This window comes from Streptomyces sp. NPDC013455 (assembly GCF_040632975.1).
Classification (GTDB): domain Bacteria; phylum Actinomycetota; class Actinomycetes; order Streptomycetales; family Streptomycetaceae; genus Streptomyces.
Map to the genome: position 1 here is coordinate 196,637 of NZ_JBEYCX010000008.1, position 19,210 is coordinate 215,846.

Sequence of the window (19,210 nt, forward strand, 5' to 3'; positions counted from 1 at the left end):
CCGGCACGCGCACGGACACCGGCGACCACACCGCCGATTCCGGCCCCCGCACCGACATCCGGCTCGTCGTCCTCGACATGGCCGGCACCACCGTCGCCGACGGCGGTCTGGTCGAGCGCGCCTTCACCGCGGCCGCCGCCGAACTGGGCGTGGCCCCCGGCTCGGCCGAGCACGCCGAGCAGCTGGCCCACGTCCGCGCCACCATGGGCGAGTCCAAGATCACCGTCTTCCGCCACCTGTACGGCGACGAGGACCGCGCCCGGCGCGCCAACACCGCCTTCGAGCAGGCCTACGGCGCGCTCGTCGACGGCGGCCGGATCGCCCCGGTCCCCGGCGCCCGCGAGGCCATCGAGCAACTCGCCGCGGACGGCCGTACCGTCGTCCTGACCACCGGCTTCGCCCGCGCCACCCAGGACGCCGTCCTGGACGCCCTCGGCTGGCGCGACCTCGTCCCGCTGACCCTGTGCCCGGCCGACGCCGGCGGGCGCGGCCGGCCGTTCCCCGACATGGTGCTGGAGGCGTTCGTCCGGACCAAGGCGGCGGACGGCGTACGGCAGGTCGCCGTGGTCGGCGACACGTCGTACGACGTGCTCAGCGGCGTACGCGCGGGAGCCGGCCTGGTCGCCGGGGTGCGCACCGGCGCCCACGGGGACGCCGAGTTCCGCGCCGCCGGAGCCACCCACGTCCTGGACTCGGTGGCCTCCCTGCCCGCCCTGCTCGCCGGAGCCGGGTGAGATGGGCATCCGCTTCGACTCCGTCACGGTCGCCTACGACGGTGACGTCGTCCTCGACTCCCTCGACCTGACCGTCGAACCGGGCGAGGTCATGGCGCTGCTCGGGCCGTCCGGATCCGGGAAGACCACCGCGCTGCGGGCGGTCGCCGGGTTCGTCCGGCCCGTGTCCGGGCGGGTGCTCCTCGGCGGCCGGGACGTGACGGACCTGCCGCCGTACCGGCGGGGCATCGGCATGGTCGTCCAGCAGTACGCGCTCTTCCCGCACCTGCGGGTGGACGAGAACGTCGCCTTCGGCCTGAAGGCCCGCAGGAACCCCAAGGTCGCCAGGAGCGGGATCCGGCAGCGGGTCGCCGAGGCGCTGGAGATGACCGGCATGGCCGCGTACGCCCGCCGGTACCCGCGCGAGCTGTCCGGCGGACAGCAGCAGCGGGTCGCCATCGCCCGCGCGCTCGCCATCCGGCCGGACGTGCTGCTGCTGGACGAGCCGCTGTCCGCGCTCGATGCCCGGCTGCGGTCCGGCATGCTGGCCGAACTGGCCCGGCTGCACCGGGAGCTGCCGGACGTGTCGATGCTGTACGTCACCCACGACCAGGTCGAGGCGCTGACCCTGGCCGACCGGATCGCGGTCATGGACAGGGCGCGGCTGCAGGCGTGCGGCACGCCGAGGGAGCTGTACCGGTCCCCGGCCAACGAGTTCACGGCGTCCTTCGTGGGCAACGCGAACCTGCTGCCGGTGACGGTGGGCACCGGGGGCGTCGGCTTCGCCGGCACCGAGCTGAAGGTGGACACGGCGGACGCGGTCGCGGGGGCGCGGGCCACGCTGTGCGTACGGCCGCATCTCGTCGGCCTCGGCGAGGGACCGAACCGGCTCGCGGGTGTCGTGCGGGAGATCCAGTGGCGCGGCGCGACACACCGGCTGTACGTGGAGGTCGACGGGCACGCGGTGATGGCGGACGTGCGGGAGCTGAAGGACCCGCCGCGGCACGGGGACTGCGTGAGCCTGCACTTCGCTTCCGACGACGCCGTGCTGCTGCCCGCGGGGGTGAGCCATGGCTGAGGCCGTACAGGACGGCCGGGCCGTCCGCGGCCCGGCGGGCCCGCGCGGCGCAGGCCGCACACCGCCGGCAGACCCACGCCCCGTCGGGGCGCTGCTGTGGGCCCTGCCGCCGGTCGTGCTCCTCGCCCTCTTCTTCCTCTACCCGCTCGCCCTCGTCGTCCGGCAGTCCCTCCAGCCCGACACCGGAGGCACCTCCCTCCAGCCCTACGCCGACGTGTTCGCCTCCGAGGCGTTCCGGCACGCGCTGTGGACCACCGTGTGGCTGGCCGGGGCCTCCACGGCCGGCTGTCTGGTCCTCGGCTTCCTGCTGGCGCTGGTCATCGCGTTCGTGCCGTTCCCGGGGGCGAAGGCGGTGGCGCGCTTCATCGACGTGTACCTGTCCTTCCCCTCCTTCCTCATCACGCTCGCGCTGCTGTTCATCTACGGCAGCACCGGCATCGTCGGTTCCGTCCAGTTCCTGACCACGCCCTGGGGCGTGCTGCTGGCGGAGGTCACCTACTTCACGCCGTTCGTGATGCGGCCGCTGCTCGCCGCCTTCGCGCAGCTGGACACCGCCCAGCTGGAGGCGGCCTCCTCGCTGGGCGCGAGGGCCCCGCGGATCGTCCGGCAGGTGATCCTCCCCGAGGCACTGCCCGCGCTGGCGGCCGGCGGGAGCCTCGTTCTGGTGCTGTGCCTCAACGAGTTCGGGATCGTGCTCTTCACCGGCGCGAAGGGCGTCACGACCCTGCCGATGCTCGTCTACAGCAAGGCGATCCTGGAGTCCGACTACCCGGGCGCGTGCGCGGTCGCCGTCGTCAGCGTCCTGATCTCCGTGGGCCTGTACGGCCTGTACCGGGTGGTGAGCCGTCGTGCTGGTGCATAGCCGGAAGGCCCGGTGGGCCGTGTGGGCGGGGTTCCTCGTCCTCTTCCTGCCGCTGTTCGCGCTGCCCCTCCTCGTCATCCTCGGCGCCTCCTTCGCCACCCACTGGTCCGGGGTCCTGCCCTCGGGTCCGACCACCGCCCACTACCGTGCCGCCACCCGGGGCGAGGCCCTCCAGGCCCTCACCACCAGCCTGGTCACGGCGCTCGCCGCCAGCCTGCTCGCGCTGGCCCTCGGCACCTGGGCGGCGCTGGCCGCGGCCGCCCTGGGGAAGCGTCACCGCCGGCTGCTCGACGCCCTGTTCGTCCTGCCGGTCGCCGTGCCGTCCGTGGTGGTCGGCCTGTCGGTGCTGGTGGCGTTCTCCCAGCCGCCGCTGCTGCTCAACGGCACCCGCTGGATCGTCATCGTCGCCCACACCGTGCTGGTCACCGCCTTCGCCCACCAGTCGGTGTCGGCGGCCCTCGCCCGGCTCGACCCGGCCTACGAACGGGCCGCCGCCTCCCTCGGCGCCCGGCCCTCCTACGTCCTGCTGCGCGTGCGGCTCCCGCTGCTGCTGCCCTCGCTGAGCGCCGCCGCCGGCCTCTGCTTCGCCCTCTCCATGGGCGAGCTGAGCGCCACGATGATGCTCTACCCGCCCGACTGGACCCCGCTGCCCGTCCTGATCCACGCGGCCACCGACCGCGGCGCCCTGTTCACCGGCTCCGCCGTCGCCGTCGTCCTCATGGCCGCCACCCTGCTCGTCCTGTTCGCCGTCTCCCGGGTCCGCACCCGGGCGTCGTACCGCTGATCCCTCCCCCGAACACCGTTCCCCCTGCCAGGAGTTCACCTCGCCATGCCCGGAAACCGCCTCGCGCTCGCCGTAGCCCTCGCCGTCCTCGCCACGCCCGCGCTCTCCGCCTGCGGCGGCTCCTCCGCCGCGTCCGACGCCAGGGTCGTCACCGTCTACAGCGCCGACGGCCTCAAGGGCGAGAACGGCGACGGCTGGTACGACCAGGTCTTCAAGGACTTCGAGAAGCAGACCGGCATCAGGGTCGAGTACGTGGAGGGCGGCTCCGGCGAGATGGTGCAGCGTGCCGTCCGCGAGAAGAGCAACCCGCAGGCCGACGTGCTGGTCACGCTCCCGCCCTTCATCCAGCAGGCCGACGGCAAGGGGCTGTTGCAGAAGTACGTCCCCCAGGGCGCCGACCGGGTCGACGGCGCCGACAAGGCCGCCGACGGCACCTGGACCTCCGTCGTCAACAACTACTTCGGCTTCGTCTACAACAAGAAGGAGCTGAAGCAGGCCCCCAGGACCTGGGACGAGCTGCTCGACGGCACCTACGAGAACAAGCTCCAGTACTCCACCCCGGGCGTCGCCGGCGACGGCACCGCCGTACTGATCAAGGCCATGCACGACTTCGGCGGCAAGGACCAGGCCCTCGCCTACCTGAAGAAGCTCCAGGCCAACAACGTCGGCCCGTCCGCCTCCACCGGCAAGCTCGCCCCCAAGGTCGACAAGGGGGAACTCCTCGTCGCCAACGGTGACGTGCAGATGAACCACGCCCAGTCCAAGGACATGCCCAACCTGGGCATCTGGTTCCCGGCCGGCCCCGGCGGGAAGCCCACCACCTTCGCCCTGCCCTACGCGGCCGGCCTGGTCACCGGGGCCCCGCACAGCGAGAACGGCAGGAAGCTGCTCGACTTCATGCTCGCGCGCAAGCAGCAGCAGGAGGTCAGCGAGATCGGCGGCGGCTTCTCCGCCCGCCGGGACGTCAAGGCCACGGACGCCAACGCCATCGCGCTGGCCAAGATCATGGACGGCGTCGAGATCTTCGAGCCCGACTGGAACGACATCGACAAGAACCTCACGTCGTACGTCGAGGACTGGAAGTCCGCCACCGGCAGCTGACCCGCACCGCCGCGAGGACTGGAAGTCCGCCACCGGCAGCCGGCCCGCACCGCCGCGAAACCCCGCAACGCCCCTGGCACCACCGGGGGCGTCGCCATGCCCCGCACGTACGTCCGCCCCTCTCCCACGGAGGTCTCCGTGCCCCGCATGTCCCGCCGTGCCTTCCTGCTCTCCGCCGCCGTGGCCGCGTCCGCCGGCCCGCTCGGATCCGCCGCCCGGGCCGCCACCCGTACCCCCTGGCCGCCGTGAAGGCCCGGCCCGCGTACGCCGCCGAGGACTGGCTGATCATGGTCACCGCCGACCACGGCCACACCGACGCCGGCGGCCACGGCGGCTCCACCCTCCAGGAGCGGCAGACCTTCCTCATCGCCACCGGCCCGACGCTCGCGCCCGGGTCCGTGCGGTACGACGTGAAGATGCCGGACGTCGCCGCCTCCGCCCTGGCCCACCTCGGCATCGCCCTCGACCCCGCCTGGGGCCTGGACGGCCGCCCGGTCCAGCAGCCCGCCCCCGACGACTTCGACGCCCTGCGCGGCTCACTGGGCACCCGCGTCGACGAGACGGGCATCCCGGCGGCCACCGTCGGCTTCACCCACACCCCGCCGCCCGGCTGGTCCGTCGACAACTCCGCGATGGGCGGCGGCGGAGTCACCGAGTGGCGCGGCTGGTCCTTCACGACCGACGAGTTCTGGACCCAGGCCCAGCGCGACCAGAACCGCGAGTGCAACGTCCGCGCCCGGAACGTCTTCGCGGTCGCCGACGGCGACGAGTGGAGCGACAAGGCGTTCACCGGCACCTTCGACTCCACCCTGGTCAGCCCGGCCTACCCGGTCACCGGCGGCGGCACGGCCGTGCTGACGTACACCACCTACTACCGGCAGGAGGCCCCGCAGAAGGGCGAGGTCCTCGTCTCCTACGACGACGGCACCCCGGTGGCCGTACGGACGTACACCGCCGACGTGCCCTCGCGCACCGAGAGCGTCACCCTCCAGGTGCCCGCGGGGGCGACCAGCGCCCGGGTCCGCTTCCGGTACACCGGCGGCAACAACTGGTACTGGGTGATCGACGGGGTCCGGATCGGCCGGTCCTGACTAGGCTGGGGGCGTCGGTACGCCGTGGTTCCGGCGCCCCCGCTCCCCGACCGTACGTACGCCAGGAGACGCACAGCATGGCAGACCGCAAGCCCATCGAGTCGTGGCTCACCGACATGGACGGCGTCCTGATCCACGAGGGGGTGCCGATCCCCGGCGCCGATGCCTTCCTGAAGAAGCTGCGGGAGTCCGGCCGGCCCTTCCTGGTGCTCACCAACAACTCCATCTACACCGCCCGGGACCTGCACGCCCGGCTGCGGCGCATGGGCCTGGACGTGCCGGTGGACAACATCTGGACCTCGGCCCTGGCCACCGCCCAGTTCCTGAACGACCAGCGGCCCGGCGGCAGCGCCTACGTCATCGGCGAGGCCGGTCTGACCACCGCGCTGCACGACATCGGCTACATCCTCACCGACCACGACCCCGACTTCGTGATCCTCGGCGAGACCCGCACCTACTCCTTCGAGGCCCTGACCAAGGCCGTCCGGCTGATCAACAACGGCGCCCGGTTCATCGCCACCAATCCCGACAACGTCGGCCCCTCCATCGAGGGCGACCTGCCCGCCACCGGCTCGGTCGCCGCCCTGATCACCGCCGCGACCGGCAAGAAGCCGTACTTCGTCGGCAAGCCGAACCCGCTGATGATGCGGGCCGGGCTGAACGCGATCGGCGCCCACTCCGAGACCTCCGCGATGATCGGCGACCGCATGGACACCGACGTGCTGGCGGGCCTGGAGGCCGGGATGCGCACCTTCCTGGTGCTCAGCGGCGTGACCCAGCCCGACTCCATCGACCACTACCCGTTCCGCCCGTCGCAGGTCGTCGACTCCATCGCGGACCTCGTCGACCTGGTCTGAGCCGGGGAGCGAGCCGGGCCGGAACCCGCCCGGTGCGAGCGGGGCGGCCGCGGCGAAACCGGCCGTCACCCGTTCGGAGCAGCGGGGCGCCTCCCGAGGATGCGGGGGCGCCCGGAGCGGGGGAGTCTCCTGGTACTGGAGGTTCACGATGGGCTCACTACGCCTCACTCTCTGTACCGGAATGCTCGCCGCCGCCACCGTCGCGGCCGCCCCCGCGGCCCACGCGGCGGACGCGGCGGACGGCGGCTCGGTCGCCCTGACCCCCGCCACCCCCGCACCGGGCGACGACGTCACCCTGCGGGTCGGCGGCTGCGCCGGTGAGCAGGGCACGGCCGCCTCCGCCGCGTTCGTCTCCGACGCCCGGCTGACCGGTGCCCAGGGCGCCCTGGCCGGCGAGACCCGGGTCCGCAGCGACCTGGAGCCGGGCACCTACACCGTGAAGGTCACCTGCGCCGACCACGTGATCACCGGCGGCATCACGGTCGCCGCGGCGGGAGGTGCCCGGCCGGCGGAGCCCACCCGGCCCTCCACCGCCCCCGCCTCGCCCGTCGCCCCGGTCCCCGCGGGCGGCGGCGGGACCGCGCACTTCGCCACGGTGGCCACCAGCGGCTCCGGCCCCGACACCGGGCAGGCGGTGACCGGCCTGACGCTCGCCGGGGTCGCCGCGGTCGCGGTCGGGCTGCGCGCCCGCCGGAGCCGCCGGGCCCGCTGACCGGCGCCATGTCCGACGAGCAGGCACGCGGTCCGGGCGGCGGACGGCTCGTGACCGTGCTGGCCTGGATGCTGCTGCTGTTCGGGCTCTGGCTGTGGGGGCGCGGGGTGACCGGCGTCCGGCCGAGCACGGACGGCCCCGCCACGGGCGACGTCTTCGCCCGCGGCCACCCCGCCGACCCCGCCCTGCTGCCGCGCCCGGCGAAGCCCCTGGGCGACGCGCCGCCCCAGCGCGTCGACATCCCGCGGCTCGGAGTCCAGGCCCCGGTGGTGGCCCGCGGCCTGGACGCCCGGGGAGCCGTCGATCCGCCGCCCTACGACCAGCCGGGCGTGGTCGGCTGGTACGGCGCCGGCCCCGCCCCCGGCGCCGCCGGGGCGGCCCTGCTGGTGGGGCACGTCGACACCGAGACCCGGCCCGCCGTCTTCTACCGGCTCAGCAGCATGGGGCCCGGGGAGCGGGTCCGGGTGGTGCGCGCGGACGGCCGGGTCGCCGAGTTCACCGTCGACGACGTCCGCGTCCTGCCCCGCGACGGTTTCGACGCCCGGCAGGCCTACGGCGTCCGCGAACCGGGCCGGGCCGAACTCCGCCTGATCACCTGCGGCGGTTCCTTCGACCGGGCCGACCGCAGTTACACGGCCAACGTGGTGGTCTCCGCCTACCTCACCGGGACGGTCCGCTGAGGCGGTTCACCCGTGGGGGACGGCCACCGGGGACAGGCGGCTGCGGATGTTGCCGAAGTGCTCCCTTATGGCCCGCTCGGCCCGCAGCGAGTCGCCCGAGCGCACCGCGTCCAGGATCTCCCGGTGCTGGCGGCAGGTGACCCGTGGATCCTGCGCGATGTCCACCAGGTCCTGCTGCACCCGGTGGAAGGCGTCCCAGAACGCCTCCAGCACCTCGCCGAGCAGCACGTTGTCCAGTCCCCGGTAGAGGGTGGCGTGAAAGGCACGGTCGGTCTCGGCGAGCCCGGCCCCCTCGGCGGCCTCCCGCTCCATGCGCTCCACGAGCGCCTCCAGGGCCACGAGGTCCGCCTCCGGCAGCCGCCCGGCCAGCCGCGACACCAGCCCGGTCTCCACGGCCTCGCGCAGTTCCAGCAGCTGCAGCAGGGAGTCCTCGCCGCGGTAGTGGCCGGCGACGGTCCGGAAGGCCAGCCCCTCGATCATCGGCGCGAACGACATCGAGCCGACGTACGTCCCGAACCCGTGCCGGATCTCCACGATCCCCATCGCCTGGAGCGCCTTCAACGCCTCGCGCACCGAGTTCCGGCTCGCCCCGAGGAGCCGCATCAGCTCGGGCTCCGTGGGCAGCGGGGCGCCCGAGGGCAGCCGCTGGTCCACGATCAGCTTCTTGATCCGCTCCTGAAGGTCCCGGGCTGCCATGGCCAGAGGGTATCCGGCCATTCGGGGGGAGGGCATACGAAAAGCCCCCCGCTTCCGCGAGGGGCTTTCGGTCGGTGCGCCGCCAGGGACTCGAACCCCGGACCCGCTGATTAAGAGTCAGCTGCTCTAACCAACTGAGCTAGCGGCGCCTGCTGACAGGGAAAACTCTACCTGACCTGGAGGGGTGCTCCCGACCGCCGGGAGGTGGCGGACGGGGGCGGGCGGGGCCGCGTACATCATTCGGACCGTCAAAATGCGCGTTCTGAGCCCAGTTGGGAAACTGATCAACGTGCACACTCGCGGACAAATCACCCCCGAATGTGAGGCAGATCGCATGACCGCTCCGGTGTTCGAGGACGTCGACCCCGCGAGCGACTGCGACTGCCCCGGCTGCGTCCACCGGCGACGGCCGCTCCCCGGCCCGCTGCCCGGCCGCGTGGCGGCCCGGACAGTGGTGGTCGCGGCCGCCGCCTCCGCCGCCCTCGGCGCGGTCGCCCCGGCCGCCGCCCAGGCCCCCGGGCACTCCCCGCACCGCCAGGCCCTGCCCGGCGACGGCGAGCCCGACACCCCGCAGGGCGCCAAGGCCCCGCTGCACGGCCCGGCGGGCAAGCCCACGGGTTCCGGCGCCGTCCCGATCCCCGCCACCACCCGCACCGACATCATCAACCGGGCCAAGATCTGGGTGGCCGCCCAGGTGCCGTACAGCATGTACGCCTTCTGGTCCGACGGCTACCGGCAGGACTGCTCCGGCTACGTCTCGATGGCCTGGGGCCTGCCCAACAACGAATGGACGGGCAGCCTCGGCCAGTTCGGGGTCAAGATCACCAAGGAGGAGCTCCAGCCCGGTGACATCCTGCTCTACCACAACCCGGACGACCCGGAGAAAGGGTCCCACGTGGTGATCTTCGGCGGCTGGACCGACCACACGCACACCTACTACACGGTCTACGAGCAGACGCCCCCGCGCACCCGCCGCCAGACCACCCCCTATCCGTACTGGAGCCACGCCGACAAGTACGTCCCCTACCGCTACAAGGGCGTGACCCAGGGCGCGGCGGGTGCCCAGTCGGCGGCGGCCGGGAAGGCGGCGGCCGGTTACCCGGGCGCCGCCCGCTTCGGGCCGGGCGCCGACAACACGTACGTCACCCTGCTCGGCGAGATGCTGATCGCCAGGGGCGCGGGCGCGTACTACGCCAAGGGCCCGGGTCCGGTCTGGGGCGAGTCGGACCGGCGCGCCACCCTGGCCTTCCAGCAGGCCCAGGGCTGGACGGGCGCCGAGGCCGACGGGCTGCCCGGCCCGCGCACCTGGGAGCTGCTGGTCACCCGCAAGGGCAAGGACATCGCGTCCGGTGCGGCCGGCCCGGCCGCGCCGGCCTCGCACGGGGTGCCCGGCTACCCGGGCCGGCACTTCTTCCGGCCGGGTGCGACCAACGACCACGTCACCCGGCTCGGCGCCCAGCTGGTGAAGAAGGGGTTCGGCCGCTTCTACACCCTCGGTCCGGGTCCGCACTGGGGCGACGCGGACCGGCGGGCCGTCGAGGCCTTCCAGCGCGCCCAGGGCTGGCGCGGCGGCGCGGCCGACGGCTATCCGGGCCCGGAGACCTGGCGCCGCCTGTTCGCCTAGCCGGGCCCGCCCCGGCACCACCCGCACGACCCACCCCTGTTCATGACGCGTCTGGCGCGGAGGCTGGAGCACGCATGAGTACGACCACATCCCATACGCCGCCCGGGTCCGAGGGGCAGCCGGACGGCGGTGCGACGGGCCACGGCATGCGGCCGGCCCGTCTGATCCACAACGAGGGCACCACCGAGATCCCCGTCCACCTGCTCTTCCGGGACGATCCCGACCCGGTGCGGGTGCCGCTCAAACCGGCCGTGGTGGCCCGCCGGCAGGGCACCGGCGAGCAGCCCCGCCAGCACCGCCCGGTGCCGGTGCGCAGACGGCCGCTGCCGGAGGTCGACGCGGGGCTGGCCGAACGCCCGGCGCGGGTGCTGCCGGGCGCGGCCGGGGTGCTCGCCGGGGCCTGCGGGCTCACCGGCTGCCTGGCCACCACCTGGTGGGCGGGGCTGCTCCCGTCGCTCGCCGCGCAGGCGCTGCGGCTGCCGGCGTACGCGGGCGCGGGCCTCGGTCCCGCGCAGTGGGCCGCGTACGCCGGGGCCGGGATGCTCGGTGCGTTCGGCTTCGGCGGGCTGGCCCGGGGGCGGACCGGGCGGGCCTTCGTGCTCGGCCTGTTCGGCCGCTACCGGGGGACGGTCCGGCGCACCGGGCTGTTGTGGGTGAACCCGCTGGTGCTGCGCCGCCGGGTGGACGTGCGGCTGCGGCACTGGCGCAGCGAGGCGATGCCGGCGGTGGACCCCGACGGGCTGGCGCTGCGGGTGGTGGTGCTGGTGGTGTGGCGGGTGCGGGACACCGCGCGGGCCCTGCTCGGCATCGAGGACCACGAGACGTACCTGCGCGCGTGTGTGGAGGCGGCGCTGGCCCGGGTGCCGGTGGAGCCGGCGGGCGGGGTGCGCGGCGGGGCGACGGCGGCCGGGGACGCGCTGACCCGGCTGGTGGCCACGGAGACCGCGCCGGTCGGCGTGGAGGTGTTCTCGGTGCAGCCGGTCCGGGTGGACTACGCCCCCGAGGTGGCCTCCGCGGTGCACCGGCGCCGGATCGCCGCGCTGGACGCCCGGCAGCGGGCCACCATGCTCAGCTCGGTGGTGGACTCGGTCGAGGACACGGTGACCCGGCTCACCGTGCGCGGTCTGGTCGAACTGGACGACTACGAACGCAAGGTGCTGGTCCGTGACCTGACGGTGGCGTTCTGCTCGGGGCGCGGCGAGCCGGTGTAGCGCCGGGTGCGGAGCGAGTCCTCGATTGGTATGGACATGTTCAACTGTCGCCAATAATCTGAGACTTGGTCTAGACCTACCTGCACGGCTCATCGAACTCCCCACGTTCTCCAGGAGCGGCAGCATGCGCACCAAGACCAAGTTGTCCGCCGTCGTGCTGGGCGCGGTGACCGCCGGAGCGTTCGCGCTCTCCACCGGCGGCGCCAGCGGGCACGGCTACACCGACCTCCCCATCAGCAGGCAGAAGCTCTGCCAGAACGGCACCGTGACCAACTGCGGCCAGATCCAGTGGGAGCCGCAGAGCGTCGAGGGCCCCAAGGGCTTCCCGGCCGGCGGACCCGCCGACGGCCAGCTGTGCAACGCGGGTCTGGGTCAGTTCTCCCAGCTCAGCGCACCCAAGACGCCGTCCGGCGCGGCCTGGCCCACCACCCGGGTGACGGGCGGTCAGTCGTACACGTTCCGATGGCAGTTCACCGCCATGCACGCCACGACCGACTTCCGGTACTACATCACCAAGCCGGGGTGGAACCAGAGCCACAACCTCGCCCGCTCGGACCTCAACCTCACCCCGTTCCTGACGGTGCCCTACAACGGCCAGCGCCCGCCGGCCACGCTCAGCCACAGCGGCACCCTGCCCACCGGCCTGAGCGGGCACCACGTCATCCTCGCGGTGTGGACGATCGCCGACACCGGCAACGCGTTCTACGCCTGCTCGGACGTCACCTTCTGACCGCCGTTCGGTAAGGTCCGCTTGCGCCGGCCCGGGGCTGCCCGCCTCGGCGCCGGCGCACGTGGGTCCGAGAACCGACACGGGGGTGACAGGCGGCATGGACGCCTTGTTCGACATCAGCATGGCGGGGTTGCTCGCCATCCTCGCCGGGGGCGCCGTGGCGATGGTGCGCCGGACGCGGCAGCGGCTCGCGGCCTGGGACAGCGGGTTCACCGCCCGGGCCAGGGTGGTGCGCGCCTGGGCGACCAGCCAGGTCGTCAACAACGCCGCCCGGCGCGTGCAGTGGCACGAGTACGACTTCACCACCCACGACGGCCGTGCCGTCCGCTTCAAGGAGAGCGGCGGACCGGCCGACCGGGCGGTGGGCGAGGAGGTGCTGGTCCACTACACCCCGCAGCGGCCCGACCGGGCCACCGCCGCCGAGCCGCGCCCCGGCAGGGACCTGGCGGTCACCGTCGTCTGGCTGGCGGTGCTCGCGGGCTGCGCGATCTTCACCGTGCAGCAGTGGATCACACTGTCACGGTACTGATACTGAGCTTCCCCTGAGGTGGCGCGGCCCGCGCGCCAGGTACGTTCCTCGCACGCCGGCCGAGCGGAGACGGCGTACCCGACCTCGGGGGATCCCATGGAACTGTTCTTCTACGCCGTGCCCGGCGTCATGCTCGCCGGCTTCGCCTTCGCCGCGTTCCTGCTGGTGCGCCGGGCCCGGCGGCTCAGCAGGACGTGGGCGCACGGCCTGACCGCCGAGGCGCGCTGCCTGCGGATGTACACGACGACCAGCGGAGGCGGCGGGGACACGTCCGTTCGCACCACCCTGCACCACGTCTACGAGTTCACGGCCCGCGACGGCCGCACGGTCCGCTTCGAGGAGGAGGGCGGCCCGGCGACCGTCCTGGAGGGCGACTTCGTCACCGTGCGCTATCTGCCGGAGCTTCCCCAGCGGGCCACCGCCAAGGCGCCTTCGCCCGGCAGGCTCGCCGTCGGCACCGGCTTCGGTCTGGTCCTGCTCGGGGTGGCCGGCTCCTTCTGCGTCGGCTTCGTGGTGACGGCCCACTCGATGTTCAGCGAGTCGGGCGGCCTGATGCCGTAGCACTCACGGAAGACGCCGAGAGGCCCCTCGCTTCCGCGAGGGGCCTCTCGGTCCGGTGCGCCGCCAGGGACTCGAACCCCGGACCCGCTGATTAAGAGTCAGCTGCTCTAACCAACTGAGCTAGCGGCGCATGACTCCCGCCGACCGCGGTTTTCGTTTCCCGCGGCTGGCGACGAGGAAAATACTACCCGGTCCTGAGGGGTGCTCGTGACCACCCCGGACGCCGTCCCGGAGGGGCTCGCCGATCATGGGCCGGCCTGGTCGACCGGGACACCTGCTAGAGCGCGAGGGACAGCAGCACCGGGGCGGCGCTGCGGTTCAGCGTCTCCGCCGCCCGCTTCAGGCGGTGCGCGTGCTCCACCGGAAGGGACAGCGCCAGGCAGCCCGCCGACGCGCCCGCGGTGACCGGCACGGCCGCGCAGACCGTGCCGATCGCGTATTCCTGGAGGTCCAGGACCGGCACGGTCGGCGGCTGGGACTCCAGACGGGACAGCAGCAGCTTGTCGCTGGTGATGGTGCGCGAGGTGAGCCGGGCCATCCTGTGCCGGGAGAGGTGGTCGCGGCGGGCGTTGTGGTCCAGCTGGGTCAGCAGGCTCTTGCCGACGGCGGTGGCGTGCGCGGAGCAGCGGAAGTCCACCCACTCGTTGACCGCCGGGGTGGTCGGCCCGGCGGCGTACTGGGTGACCCGGACCTCGCCGTCGACGTACCGGCTCAGGTAGACGGCCGCGCCGACCGAGTCGCGCAGCCGGTCCAGGGTGTGCTGGAGCTTGTCGCGCAGGGCCCGCTCCCGGTCGTGCGCCGAGGTGAGCCGGCGCAGGGTGTCGCCGGTGACGTACGCGCCGTCGGCGATCTGCTCGACGTAGCCCTCCCGGCGCAGCATGCGCAGCAGGGCGGTGAGCCGGTCGGGGTGCAGACCGGTGTGGCGGGCCAGCTCGGCGTCGGTGACACCGGCGGAGTGCCGGGCCACGGTCTCCAGCACGCGCAGCGCGTCCTGCGCGGAGTGGTACGGGGCGGTCGGTTCGATCCTCATGTCGGTTCCCCCTCGGCCGCGCTCCGGGTCGGCGGATCCTCTCCACGATAACCGCCGAAAGGACACCGGGGAGAGGGAGTTGGCGAGATTGTGCCGGGCCCGCCCGTGCCCCGAACTGGGACGGAGATCCTCTGGCATATGCCAGAGGAATGATCCAACGGCCGGACCTCGGCTCTTCCCGGTTCACACCCCGTGTTCACAGGACCGCGCTGATGAACTCCCGGGTGCGCTCGTGCTCCGGGTCGCCGAAGATCTGCTCCGGCGGTCCCGCCTCGATGACCCGGCCCGCGTCGAACATCAGCACCTTGTCGGAGATGTCCCGGGCGAACCCCATCTCGTGGGTCACGCACAGCATGGTGATGTCGGTGCTGCGCGCGATGTCCCCGAGCAGCTCCAGCACGCCCGCGACCAGCTCCGGGTCGAGCGCGGAGGTCACCTCGTCCAGCAGCAGCACCCGGGGCCGCATCGCCAGCGCCCGGGCGATCGCCACCCGCTGCTGCTGCCCGCCGGAGAGCCGGGTCGGCTTCGCGTCGCACTTGTCCGCCAGCCCCACCAGGTCCAGCAGCTCCCGGGCCCGCGCCTCCGCCTCGTCCTTCGACAGCCCGAGCACCCGCACCGGAGCCTCGGTGAGGTTCCGCAGGACGGACATGTTCGGGAACAGGTTGAACTGCTGGAACACCATCCCGATCTTCTTGCGGACCTCGCGGACCTGCTTCTCCGGCGCCGGGAACAGCCGTTGCCCGTCGACGGTGATCGTGCCCTCGTCCGGCTTGGCCAGGGTCATCAGCAGCCGGAGGATCGTGGTCTTGCCGGAGCCCGAGGGCCCGATCAGGGTGACGTGCCGGCCCGCTTCCACGGACAGGTCGAGACCGTCGAGGACGGTGTTGTCCCCGAACCGCTTGGTCACGCCCTCCAGCCGGATCAGTTCGGTCGGCAGGGTGCCGGTCGTGGCCGGCCGCTTGCTGGTCTCAACGGACAAGACGTCGCTCCAGTGCTCGCAGAAGAAGGGAGGCCAGGTAGGAAACGAGGATGAAGGCCACACCGATCACGGTGAGCGGCTCGGTGAACTGGAAGTGCTGCTGGGAGAAGAGCCGGGCCCGCCCGAGCATCTCCGGCACGGTGATCACCATCAGCATCGGCGTGTCCTTGAGCATGGCGATCACGTAGTTGCCGAGCGCGGGCACCACCCGCCGGATCGCCTGCGGCAGGATCACCGCGGTCCAGGTCCGCCGCCGGGGCAGGTTCAGCGCCGTCGCCGCCTCCCACTGGCCGGCCGGCACCGCCTCGATGCCCGCCCGGTACACCTGCATGGTGTAGGTCGAGTAGTGCAGGCCGACCGCGAAGACGCCGGTGGCCAGCGCGGAGAAGGTCAGGCCCCACTCGGGCAGCACGTAGAAGAGGAAGAACAGCTGGACCAGCAGCGGGGTGTTGCGCACGAACTCCGTGACCACCCCGACCGGCCAGCGCACCCACCGGGCCGGCGTCCGCATCAGCAGCGCCCACACCAGGCCGAGGGTGAAGGACAGCAGCGAACCGAGCGCCAGGGCCTCGAGCGTCACCAGCAGCCCGTCCCGGAAGGCCGGCATGAACGCGCTGACGGCGTTCCAGTCCCACGTCATGCGGCACCTCCGCCCACGCCCGCGCCGCCCGCGGCGCCCACACCGGTCGTCTGGGCGCGCTTGCGCTCACGCGCCGCCCGCTCCGTCCCGGGATCCTTGCCGACCCCGGTCTTCAGCCGCTTCTCCAGACCGCGCATCAGCCGCGTCAGCACGAAGGCGATCGCGAAGTAGATCAGCAGCACGTACGTGTAGATCTCCGCGCTCTGCTGGAGGGCCAGCCGCACCAGGTTCGCGCTGAACGTCAGATCGCCCATGCCCATGACCGACACCAGCGCGGTGCCCTTGAGCAGCTCGATCAGCAGGTTGCAGAAGGGCGGGATCATCTCCGGCACCGCCTGCGGCAGCAGGATCAGCCGCAGGCGCTGCGCCGGGGTGAGGCTGAGGGCGATACCGCCCTCCTTCTGCGCCGGGTCCACCGCGTTCAGCGCGCCGCGCACGATCTCCGTGCCGTACGCGCCGTACGTCAGGCCGAGCGCCAGCGTGCCCGCCCACATCGGCACCAGCTGCCAGCCGAAGGCCACCGGCAGCACGAAGAACACCCAGAAGATCATCACCAGCGCCGAGGTGCCGCGGAACACCTCGGTGTAGCAGCCGGCCAGGAAGCGCACGATCCACCGCCGGTGGGTGCGCGCGATGCCGACCGCGAAGGACACCGCCGTGGCCAGCAGCGCGCTGAACACCAGCAGCTGGACGGTGGTCCAGACGCCTTGCAGTACCAGTTCCCAGAGCCCCGAGGTCATCCGCCGCACAGCTCCTTCGCGGTCAGGTCCGTCATCTCGGCCTCCGTGAAGCCGAAGGGCCGCAGGATGCGCAGCAGCTCACCGCTCTTCTTCAGCTTGCGCAGCTCGGCGTTGAAGGCGTCCCGCAGCCGGGTCTCGGCCGGCCGGAACGCGAAGGCGCCGCCGTCCACGTGGGGTTTGCCCCCGACCAGCGGCCTGAAGGGCTCGGTGGCCTCCGCCTTGGCGGACTTCCGGACCACTTCCCGGGTGGTGAGCGCCGTCCCGGCGAACACGTCGACGCGCCCGGCCTCCACCGCGTTCAGCCCGGCCACCTGGTCCGGGACGATCAGGATGTCGCCCTCCTCGTACCCGGCCTCCACCGCGTACTGGATCTCGGCGTACCCCGTGCCGGTGGCGAACTTGGCCTTCTTCGCGACGACGTCCTCGTAGGAGCGCAACCCCATCGGGTTCCCCTTGCGGACGATGAACGAATCCAGCATCTGGTAGTCCGGGTCGGCGAAGATCACCTGCTGGCAGCGTTCGGCGTTCACGTACATCCCGGCGGCCACGACGTCGAACTGCTGGGAGTTCAGGCCCGGGATCAGCGAGCCGAACTCGGTCGGCACCGGCTGTACCCGGTCCACTCCGAGCCGCTTGAAGACGACCTTCGCCAGCTCGGGCGCCTCCCCGGTGAGCTCGCCGTCCCTGTCGATGTACCCGAAGGGGATCTCACCGGCGATGCCGAGCCGTACGACACCCTGTGCGCGCAGCCGTTCCAGCAGGTCGCCGCCGTCCTCGCCGGACGCCGACGCCACCCGCGAGCAGCCCGCCGCGCCGAGCGCGCCGAACGCCGCGAGGCCCGCCAGCACCGAGCGCCGGGTGTGTCTGTGTTCCGGCCGGATCGTGTGTACGTCGTTGCCAAGTGGTGGAGCCATGGCGGCGCGGCTACCCAAGCGGATCAGGGCTATGCGCCCTGTTTTCCGGTGGCCGGCCGTTTCGGCGGCGCCTCGCCGGACCGGCGGGACGCGCACCGCGGGGCACCGCCCGCCGCCCGCCCCGACGCCTCTGACCTGCGACGCCGCGGTGCGGGCGCGGTACCCCGCGGGGCGCGTGCGCCCGGCCGGGTACCCCCGTGGCGGGAGCCGCGCCCTCCACGGAACCCCCACCGGAGAACCCGACGGTCACCCCGGTTCCCGGCGATCTCCGTCACTTCCCGGCGGTGGCGGCCGGCGGCGCCGCCGCCGCCCCGGCTTCGAACAGGGCGTGCGCGGCCCGCAGCACGAGATCGTCCCGGTGCCGCGCGGCGACGATCTGCATCCCCACCGGCAGACCCGCCCCGTCCAGCCCCACGGGGACGCTCGCCGCCGGCTGCTGGGTCAGGTTGAACGGGTAGGTGAACGGCGTCCACCCCGTCCAGCGGCGGAACACCGAGCCCACGGGCACCTCCCGGCCCGCCTCGAACGCCGTGATCGGCACCGTCGGCGTCACCAGCAGGTCGAACCGCTCGTGGAAGCGGCCCATCCGCCGCCCGAGGGCCGTCCGGACGTCCACCGCGGCCAGGTACTCCAGCGCGCTCGTCCGGGCACCCAGCGCGCAGATCTCCCGCAGCCCCGGGTCCAGCAGCCGCCGGCGGTGCGGCGGAAAGCTCTGGGTCAGCCGGGCCGCACCGCTGAACCACAGGGTGTGGAAGGCCGCCACCGGGTCGCTGAGGTCGGGGTCGGTCTCCTCGACGTACGCGCCGCAGTCCGCCAGGGCGGCCACCGCCCGCCGTACCGCGGCCGCGACCCCCGGCTGGACCGCCACCTGCCCGCCGAGCGACGGCGAGTACGCCACCCGCAGCCCCCGCACCCCGTCCTTCAGCGCCTGGGTGAAGGAACCCGGCGCGGGCGGCAGCGCCGACCAGTCGCGCGCGTCGGGCGCACCGACGACGTCCAGCAGCAGGGCCGCGTCGGCCGCGTCCCGGGTCATCGGCCCGGTGTGCGACAGCGTGCCGAACGCGCTCGCCGGATACAGCGGCACCCTGCCGTACGTCGGCTTCAGCCCGAAGATCCCGCAGAACGCGGCCGGGATGCGGATACTGCCGCCACCGTCCGTGCCCAGCGACAGCGGGCCCGCGCCGAGCGCGACGGCCGCCGCGCTGCCGCCGCTGGAGCCGCCGGCGGTGCGCGTGCGGTCGTGCGGGTTGCGGGTGATCCCGGACAGCGGGGAGTCGGTGACGCCCTTCCAGCCGTACTCGGGCGTGGTCGTCTTGCCGAGGAACACCGCGCCGTGCTCGCGCAGCCGGGCCACGGGCGGCGCGTCCTCGTCCCAGGGCCCCCGCTCGGAGACGGTTCGCGAACCGCGCAGGGTGGGGTGGCCGCGCAGCAGCAGGACGTCCTTGACCGTCACCGGCACCCCGTCCACCAGCCCGGCCGGCTCACCGCGCCGCCAGCGCGCCGCCGACTCCCGGGCCCGGGCGAGCGCGTCCTCCTCGGTGAGCCGCACGAACGCGTTCACCTCCGGCCGGCTCAGCCGCGCCCGCTCCAGCGCCTCCTCGGCCACCTCCACCGGGCTGATGCGGCCCGTGCGGTACCCGTCGAGGAGCTGGACGGCGGTCAGGTCGGTGAGCTGCAT

Annotated in this window: 20 protein-coding genes, 2 tRNA genes and 1 pseudogene; 14 read left to right on the top strand and 9 right to left on the bottom strand. The window is 73.3% G+C overall.

Going from position 1 to position 19,210, the window contains the following annotated elements; genetic code table 11:
• Positions 1–77 precede the first annotated feature (77 nt).
• The 9 genes and pseudogenes from ABZ576_RS15845 to ABZ576_RS15885 all read left to right on the top strand — a co-directional run bounded on the left by ABZ576_RS15845 (position 78) and on the right by ABZ576_RS15885 (position 7,878).
• On the top strand, positions 78–734 hold the full coding sequence (locus ABZ576_RS15845) for an HAD family hydrolase (RefSeq protein ID WP_360740658.1): 657 nt from the start codon (positions 78–80) through the stop codon (positions 732–734).
• A gap of 1 nt (position 735) precedes the next feature.
• The gene (locus ABZ576_RS15850) at positions 736–1,791 is read left to right on the top strand and encodes an ABC transporter ATP-binding protein (RefSeq protein WP_360740445.1); all 1,056 of its coding nucleotides are present in this window, start codon (positions 736–738) and stop codon (positions 1,789–1,791) included.
• Positions 1,784–2,653, top strand: a complete 870-nt coding sequence (locus ABZ576_RS15855) for a 2-aminoethylphosphonate ABC transporter permease subunit (RefSeq protein WP_360740447.1) — start codon at positions 1,784–1,786, stop codon at positions 2,651–2,653. The genes ABZ576_RS15850 and ABZ576_RS15855 overlap by 8 nt, the downstream gene beginning before the upstream one ends.
• Positions 2,640–3,437: an ABC transporter permease subunit gene (locus tag ABZ576_RS15860; protein ID WP_360740449.1), complete on the top strand. Its 798-nt coding sequence runs from the start codon at positions 2,640–2,642 to the stop codon at positions 3,435–3,437. The genes ABZ576_RS15855 and ABZ576_RS15860 overlap by 14 nt, the downstream gene beginning before the upstream one ends.
• A 45-nt stretch (positions 3,438–3,482) precedes the next feature.
• Positions 3,483–4,538, top strand: coding sequence for a 2-aminoethylphosphonate ABC transporter substrate-binding protein (locus ABZ576_RS15865; protein ID WP_360740451.1), 1,056 nt, complete (start codon positions 3,483–3,485; stop codon positions 4,536–4,538).
• A 236-nt stretch (positions 4,539–4,774) separates the two neighbouring features.
• Positions 4,775–5,629 (top strand): annotated as a pseudogene (locus ABZ576_RS15870) (hypothetical protein); the annotation flags it as partial.
• A gap of 77 nt (positions 5,630–5,706) precedes the next feature.
• Positions 5,707–6,486 (top strand): HAD-IIA family hydrolase, encoded by a 780-nt coding sequence (locus ABZ576_RS15875; protein ID WP_360740453.1) that lies wholly within the window; start codon positions 5,707–5,709, stop codon positions 6,484–6,486.
• Positions 6,487–6,634: 148 nt separating this feature from the next.
• Entirely contained in the window at positions 6,635–7,198 is a 564-nt protein-coding gene (locus ABZ576_RS15880) for a hypothetical protein (protein WP_360740455.1), read from the top strand.
• 8 nt (positions 7,199–7,206) lie between these two features.
• Positions 7,207–7,878, top strand: a complete 672-nt coding sequence (locus ABZ576_RS15885) for a class F sortase (RefSeq protein ID WP_360740457.1) — start codon at positions 7,207–7,209, stop codon at positions 7,876–7,878.
• Positions 7,879–7,884: 6 nt separating this feature from the next.
• Here the strand turns inward: ABZ576_RS15885 and ABZ576_RS15890 are convergent, their stop codons facing one another.
• Together ABZ576_RS15890 and ABZ576_RS15895 are read right to left on the bottom strand one after the other, a co-directional pair.
• Positions 7,885–8,574 carry a FadR/GntR family transcriptional regulator gene (locus ABZ576_RS15890; protein WP_360740458.1) on the bottom strand — a complete coding sequence of 230 codons (690 nt, stop codon included), beginning with the start codon at positions 8,572–8,574 and terminating at the stop codon, positions 7,885–7,887.
• Between the two features lie 75 nt (positions 8,575–8,649).
• Positions 8,650–8,723: transfer RNA gene (locus ABZ576_RS15895), tRNA-Lys, on the bottom strand.
• Between the two features lie 185 nt (positions 8,724–8,908).
• Here ABZ576_RS15895 and ABZ576_RS15900 point away from each other — a divergent pair.
• The 5 genes from ABZ576_RS15900 (at position 8,909) to ABZ576_RS15920 (ending at position 13,229) form a co-directional block, all read left to right on the top strand.
• Complete coding sequence (locus ABZ576_RS15900; protein ID WP_360740459.1) at positions 8,909–10,198, top strand: peptidoglycan-binding protein; 1,290 nt, start codon at positions 8,909–8,911, stop codon at positions 10,196–10,198.
• Between the two features lie 74 nt (positions 10,199–10,272).
• Positions 10,273–11,409, top strand: a complete 1,137-nt coding sequence (locus ABZ576_RS15905; protein WP_360740461.1) for an SPFH domain-containing protein — start codon at positions 10,273–10,275, stop codon at positions 11,407–11,409.
• Positions 11,410–11,533: 124 nt separating this feature from the next.
• A complete protein-coding gene (locus ABZ576_RS15910; protein ID WP_360740463.1) occupies positions 11,534–12,139 on the top strand; it encodes a lytic polysaccharide monooxygenase in 606 nt (201 codons plus the stop codon).
• 97 nt (positions 12,140–12,236) lie between these two features.
• Positions 12,237–12,668 (top strand): DUF3592 domain-containing protein, encoded by a 432-nt coding sequence (locus tag ABZ576_RS15915; RefSeq protein ID WP_360740465.1) that lies wholly within the window; start codon positions 12,237–12,239, stop codon positions 12,666–12,668.
• Positions 12,669–12,764: 96 nt separating this feature from the next.
• Complete coding sequence (locus ABZ576_RS15920) at positions 12,765–13,229, top strand: DUF3592 domain-containing protein (RefSeq protein WP_360740467.1); 465 nt, start codon at positions 12,765–12,767, stop codon at positions 13,227–13,229.
• A gap of 56 nt (positions 13,230–13,285) precedes the next feature.
• Here ABZ576_RS15920 and ABZ576_RS15925 read toward each other — a convergent pair.
• From ABZ576_RS15925 to ABZ576_RS15955, 7 genes are all read right to left on the bottom strand, one after another.
• Positions 13,286–13,359, bottom strand: a tRNA-Lys gene (locus ABZ576_RS15925).
• 147 nt (positions 13,360–13,506) lie between these two features.
• A complete protein-coding gene (locus tag ABZ576_RS15930) occupies positions 13,507–14,259 on the bottom strand; it encodes an IclR family transcriptional regulator C-terminal domain-containing protein (RefSeq protein WP_360740469.1) in 753 nt (250 codons plus the stop codon).
• Between the two features lie 196 nt (positions 14,260–14,455).
• A complete protein-coding gene (ehuA, locus tag ABZ576_RS15935) occupies positions 14,456–15,238 on the bottom strand; it encodes an ectoine/hydroxyectoine ABC transporter ATP-binding protein EhuA (protein WP_360740471.1) in 783 nt (260 codons plus the stop codon).
• The gene (gene ehuD, locus ABZ576_RS15940; RefSeq protein WP_360740473.1) at positions 15,228–15,878 is read right to left on the bottom strand and encodes an ectoine/hydroxyectoine ABC transporter permease subunit EhuD; all 651 of its coding nucleotides are present in this window, start codon (positions 15,876–15,878) and stop codon (positions 15,228–15,230) included. Before ehuD ends, ehuA begins: the two co-directional genes overlap by 11 nt.
• Positions 15,875–16,618 carry an ectoine/hydroxyectoine ABC transporter permease subunit EhuC gene (gene ehuC, locus ABZ576_RS15945; RefSeq protein ID WP_360740475.1) on the bottom strand — a complete coding sequence of 248 codons (744 nt, stop codon included), beginning with the start codon at positions 16,616–16,618 and terminating at the stop codon, positions 15,875–15,877. The genes ehuD and ehuC overlap by 4 nt, the downstream gene beginning before the upstream one ends.
• Positions 16,615–17,532, bottom strand: coding sequence for an ectoine/hydroxyectoine ABC transporter substrate-binding protein EhuB (gene ehuB, locus ABZ576_RS15950; RefSeq protein ID WP_360740477.1), 918 nt, complete (start codon positions 17,530–17,532; stop codon positions 16,615–16,617). Before ehuB ends, ehuC begins: the two co-directional genes overlap by 4 nt.
• 271 nt (positions 17,533–17,803) lie before the next feature.
• Positions 17,804–19,210: an amidase gene (locus ABZ576_RS15955; RefSeq protein ID WP_360740479.1), complete on the bottom strand. Its 1,407-nt coding sequence runs from the start codon at positions 19,208–19,210 to the stop codon at positions 17,804–17,806.

Excerpts from the sequence above, each read along its gene's own strand:
- ABZ576_RS15845 (WP_360740658.1), top strand. The coding sequence starts at position 78 with ATGGCCGGCACCACCGTCGCCGACGGCGGTCTGGTCGAGCGCGCCTTC.
- ABZ576_RS15850 (WP_360740445.1), top strand. The coding sequence starts at position 736 with ATGGGCATCCGCTTCGACTCCGTCACGGTCGCCTACGACGGTGACGTC.
- ABZ576_RS15855 (WP_360740447.1), top strand. The coding sequence starts at position 1,784 with ATGGCTGAGGCCGTACAGGACGGCCGGGCCGTCCGCGGCCCGGCGGGC.
- ABZ576_RS15865 (WP_360740451.1), top strand. The coding sequence starts at position 3,483 with ATGCCCGGAAACCGCCTCGCGCTCGCCGTAGCCCTCGCCGTCCTCGCC.
- ABZ576_RS15875 (WP_360740453.1), top strand. The coding sequence starts at position 5,707 with ATGGCAGACCGCAAGCCCATCGAGTCGTGGCTCACCGACATGGACGGC.
- ABZ576_RS15880 (WP_360740455.1), top strand. The coding sequence starts at position 6,635 with ATGGGCTCACTACGCCTCACTCTCTGTACCGGAATGCTCGCCGCCGCC.
- ABZ576_RS15885 (WP_360740457.1), top strand. The coding sequence starts at position 7,207 with ATGTCCGACGAGCAGGCACGCGGTCCGGGCGGCGGACGGCTCGTGACC.
- ABZ576_RS15890 (WP_360740458.1), bottom strand. The coding sequence starts at position 8,574 with ATGGCAGCCCGGGACCTTCAGGAGCGGATCAAGAAGCTGATCGTGGAC.
- ABZ576_RS15900 (WP_360740459.1), top strand. The coding sequence starts at position 8,909 with ATGACCGCTCCGGTGTTCGAGGACGTCGACCCCGCGAGCGACTGCGAC.
- ABZ576_RS15905 (WP_360740461.1), top strand. The coding sequence starts at position 10,273 with ATGAGTACGACCACATCCCATACGCCGCCCGGGTCCGAGGGGCAGCCG.
- ABZ576_RS15910 (WP_360740463.1), top strand. The coding sequence starts at position 11,534 with ATGCGCACCAAGACCAAGTTGTCCGCCGTCGTGCTGGGCGCGGTGACC.
- ABZ576_RS15915 (WP_360740465.1), top strand. The coding sequence starts at position 12,237 with ATGGACGCCTTGTTCGACATCAGCATGGCGGGGTTGCTCGCCATCCTC.
- ABZ576_RS15920 (WP_360740467.1), top strand. The coding sequence starts at position 12,765 with ATGGAACTGTTCTTCTACGCCGTGCCCGGCGTCATGCTCGCCGGCTTC.
- ABZ576_RS15930 (WP_360740469.1), bottom strand. The coding sequence starts at position 14,259 with ATGAGGATCGAACCGACCGCCCCGTACCACTCCGCGCAGGACGCGCTG.
- ehuD (WP_360740473.1), bottom strand. The coding sequence starts at position 15,878 with ATGACGTGGGACTGGAACGCCGTCAGCGCGTTCATGCCGGCCTTCCGG.
- ehuC (WP_360740475.1), bottom strand. The coding sequence starts at position 16,618 with ATGACCTCGGGGCTCTGGGAACTGGTACTGCAAGGCGTCTGGACCACC.
- ehuB (WP_360740477.1), bottom strand. The coding sequence starts at position 17,532 with ATGGCTCCACCACTTGGCAACGACGTACACACGATCCGGCCGGAACAC.
- ABZ576_RS15955 (WP_360740479.1), bottom strand. The coding sequence starts at position 19,210 with ATGCAGCTCACCGACCTGACCGCCGTCCAGCTCCTCGACGGGTACCGC.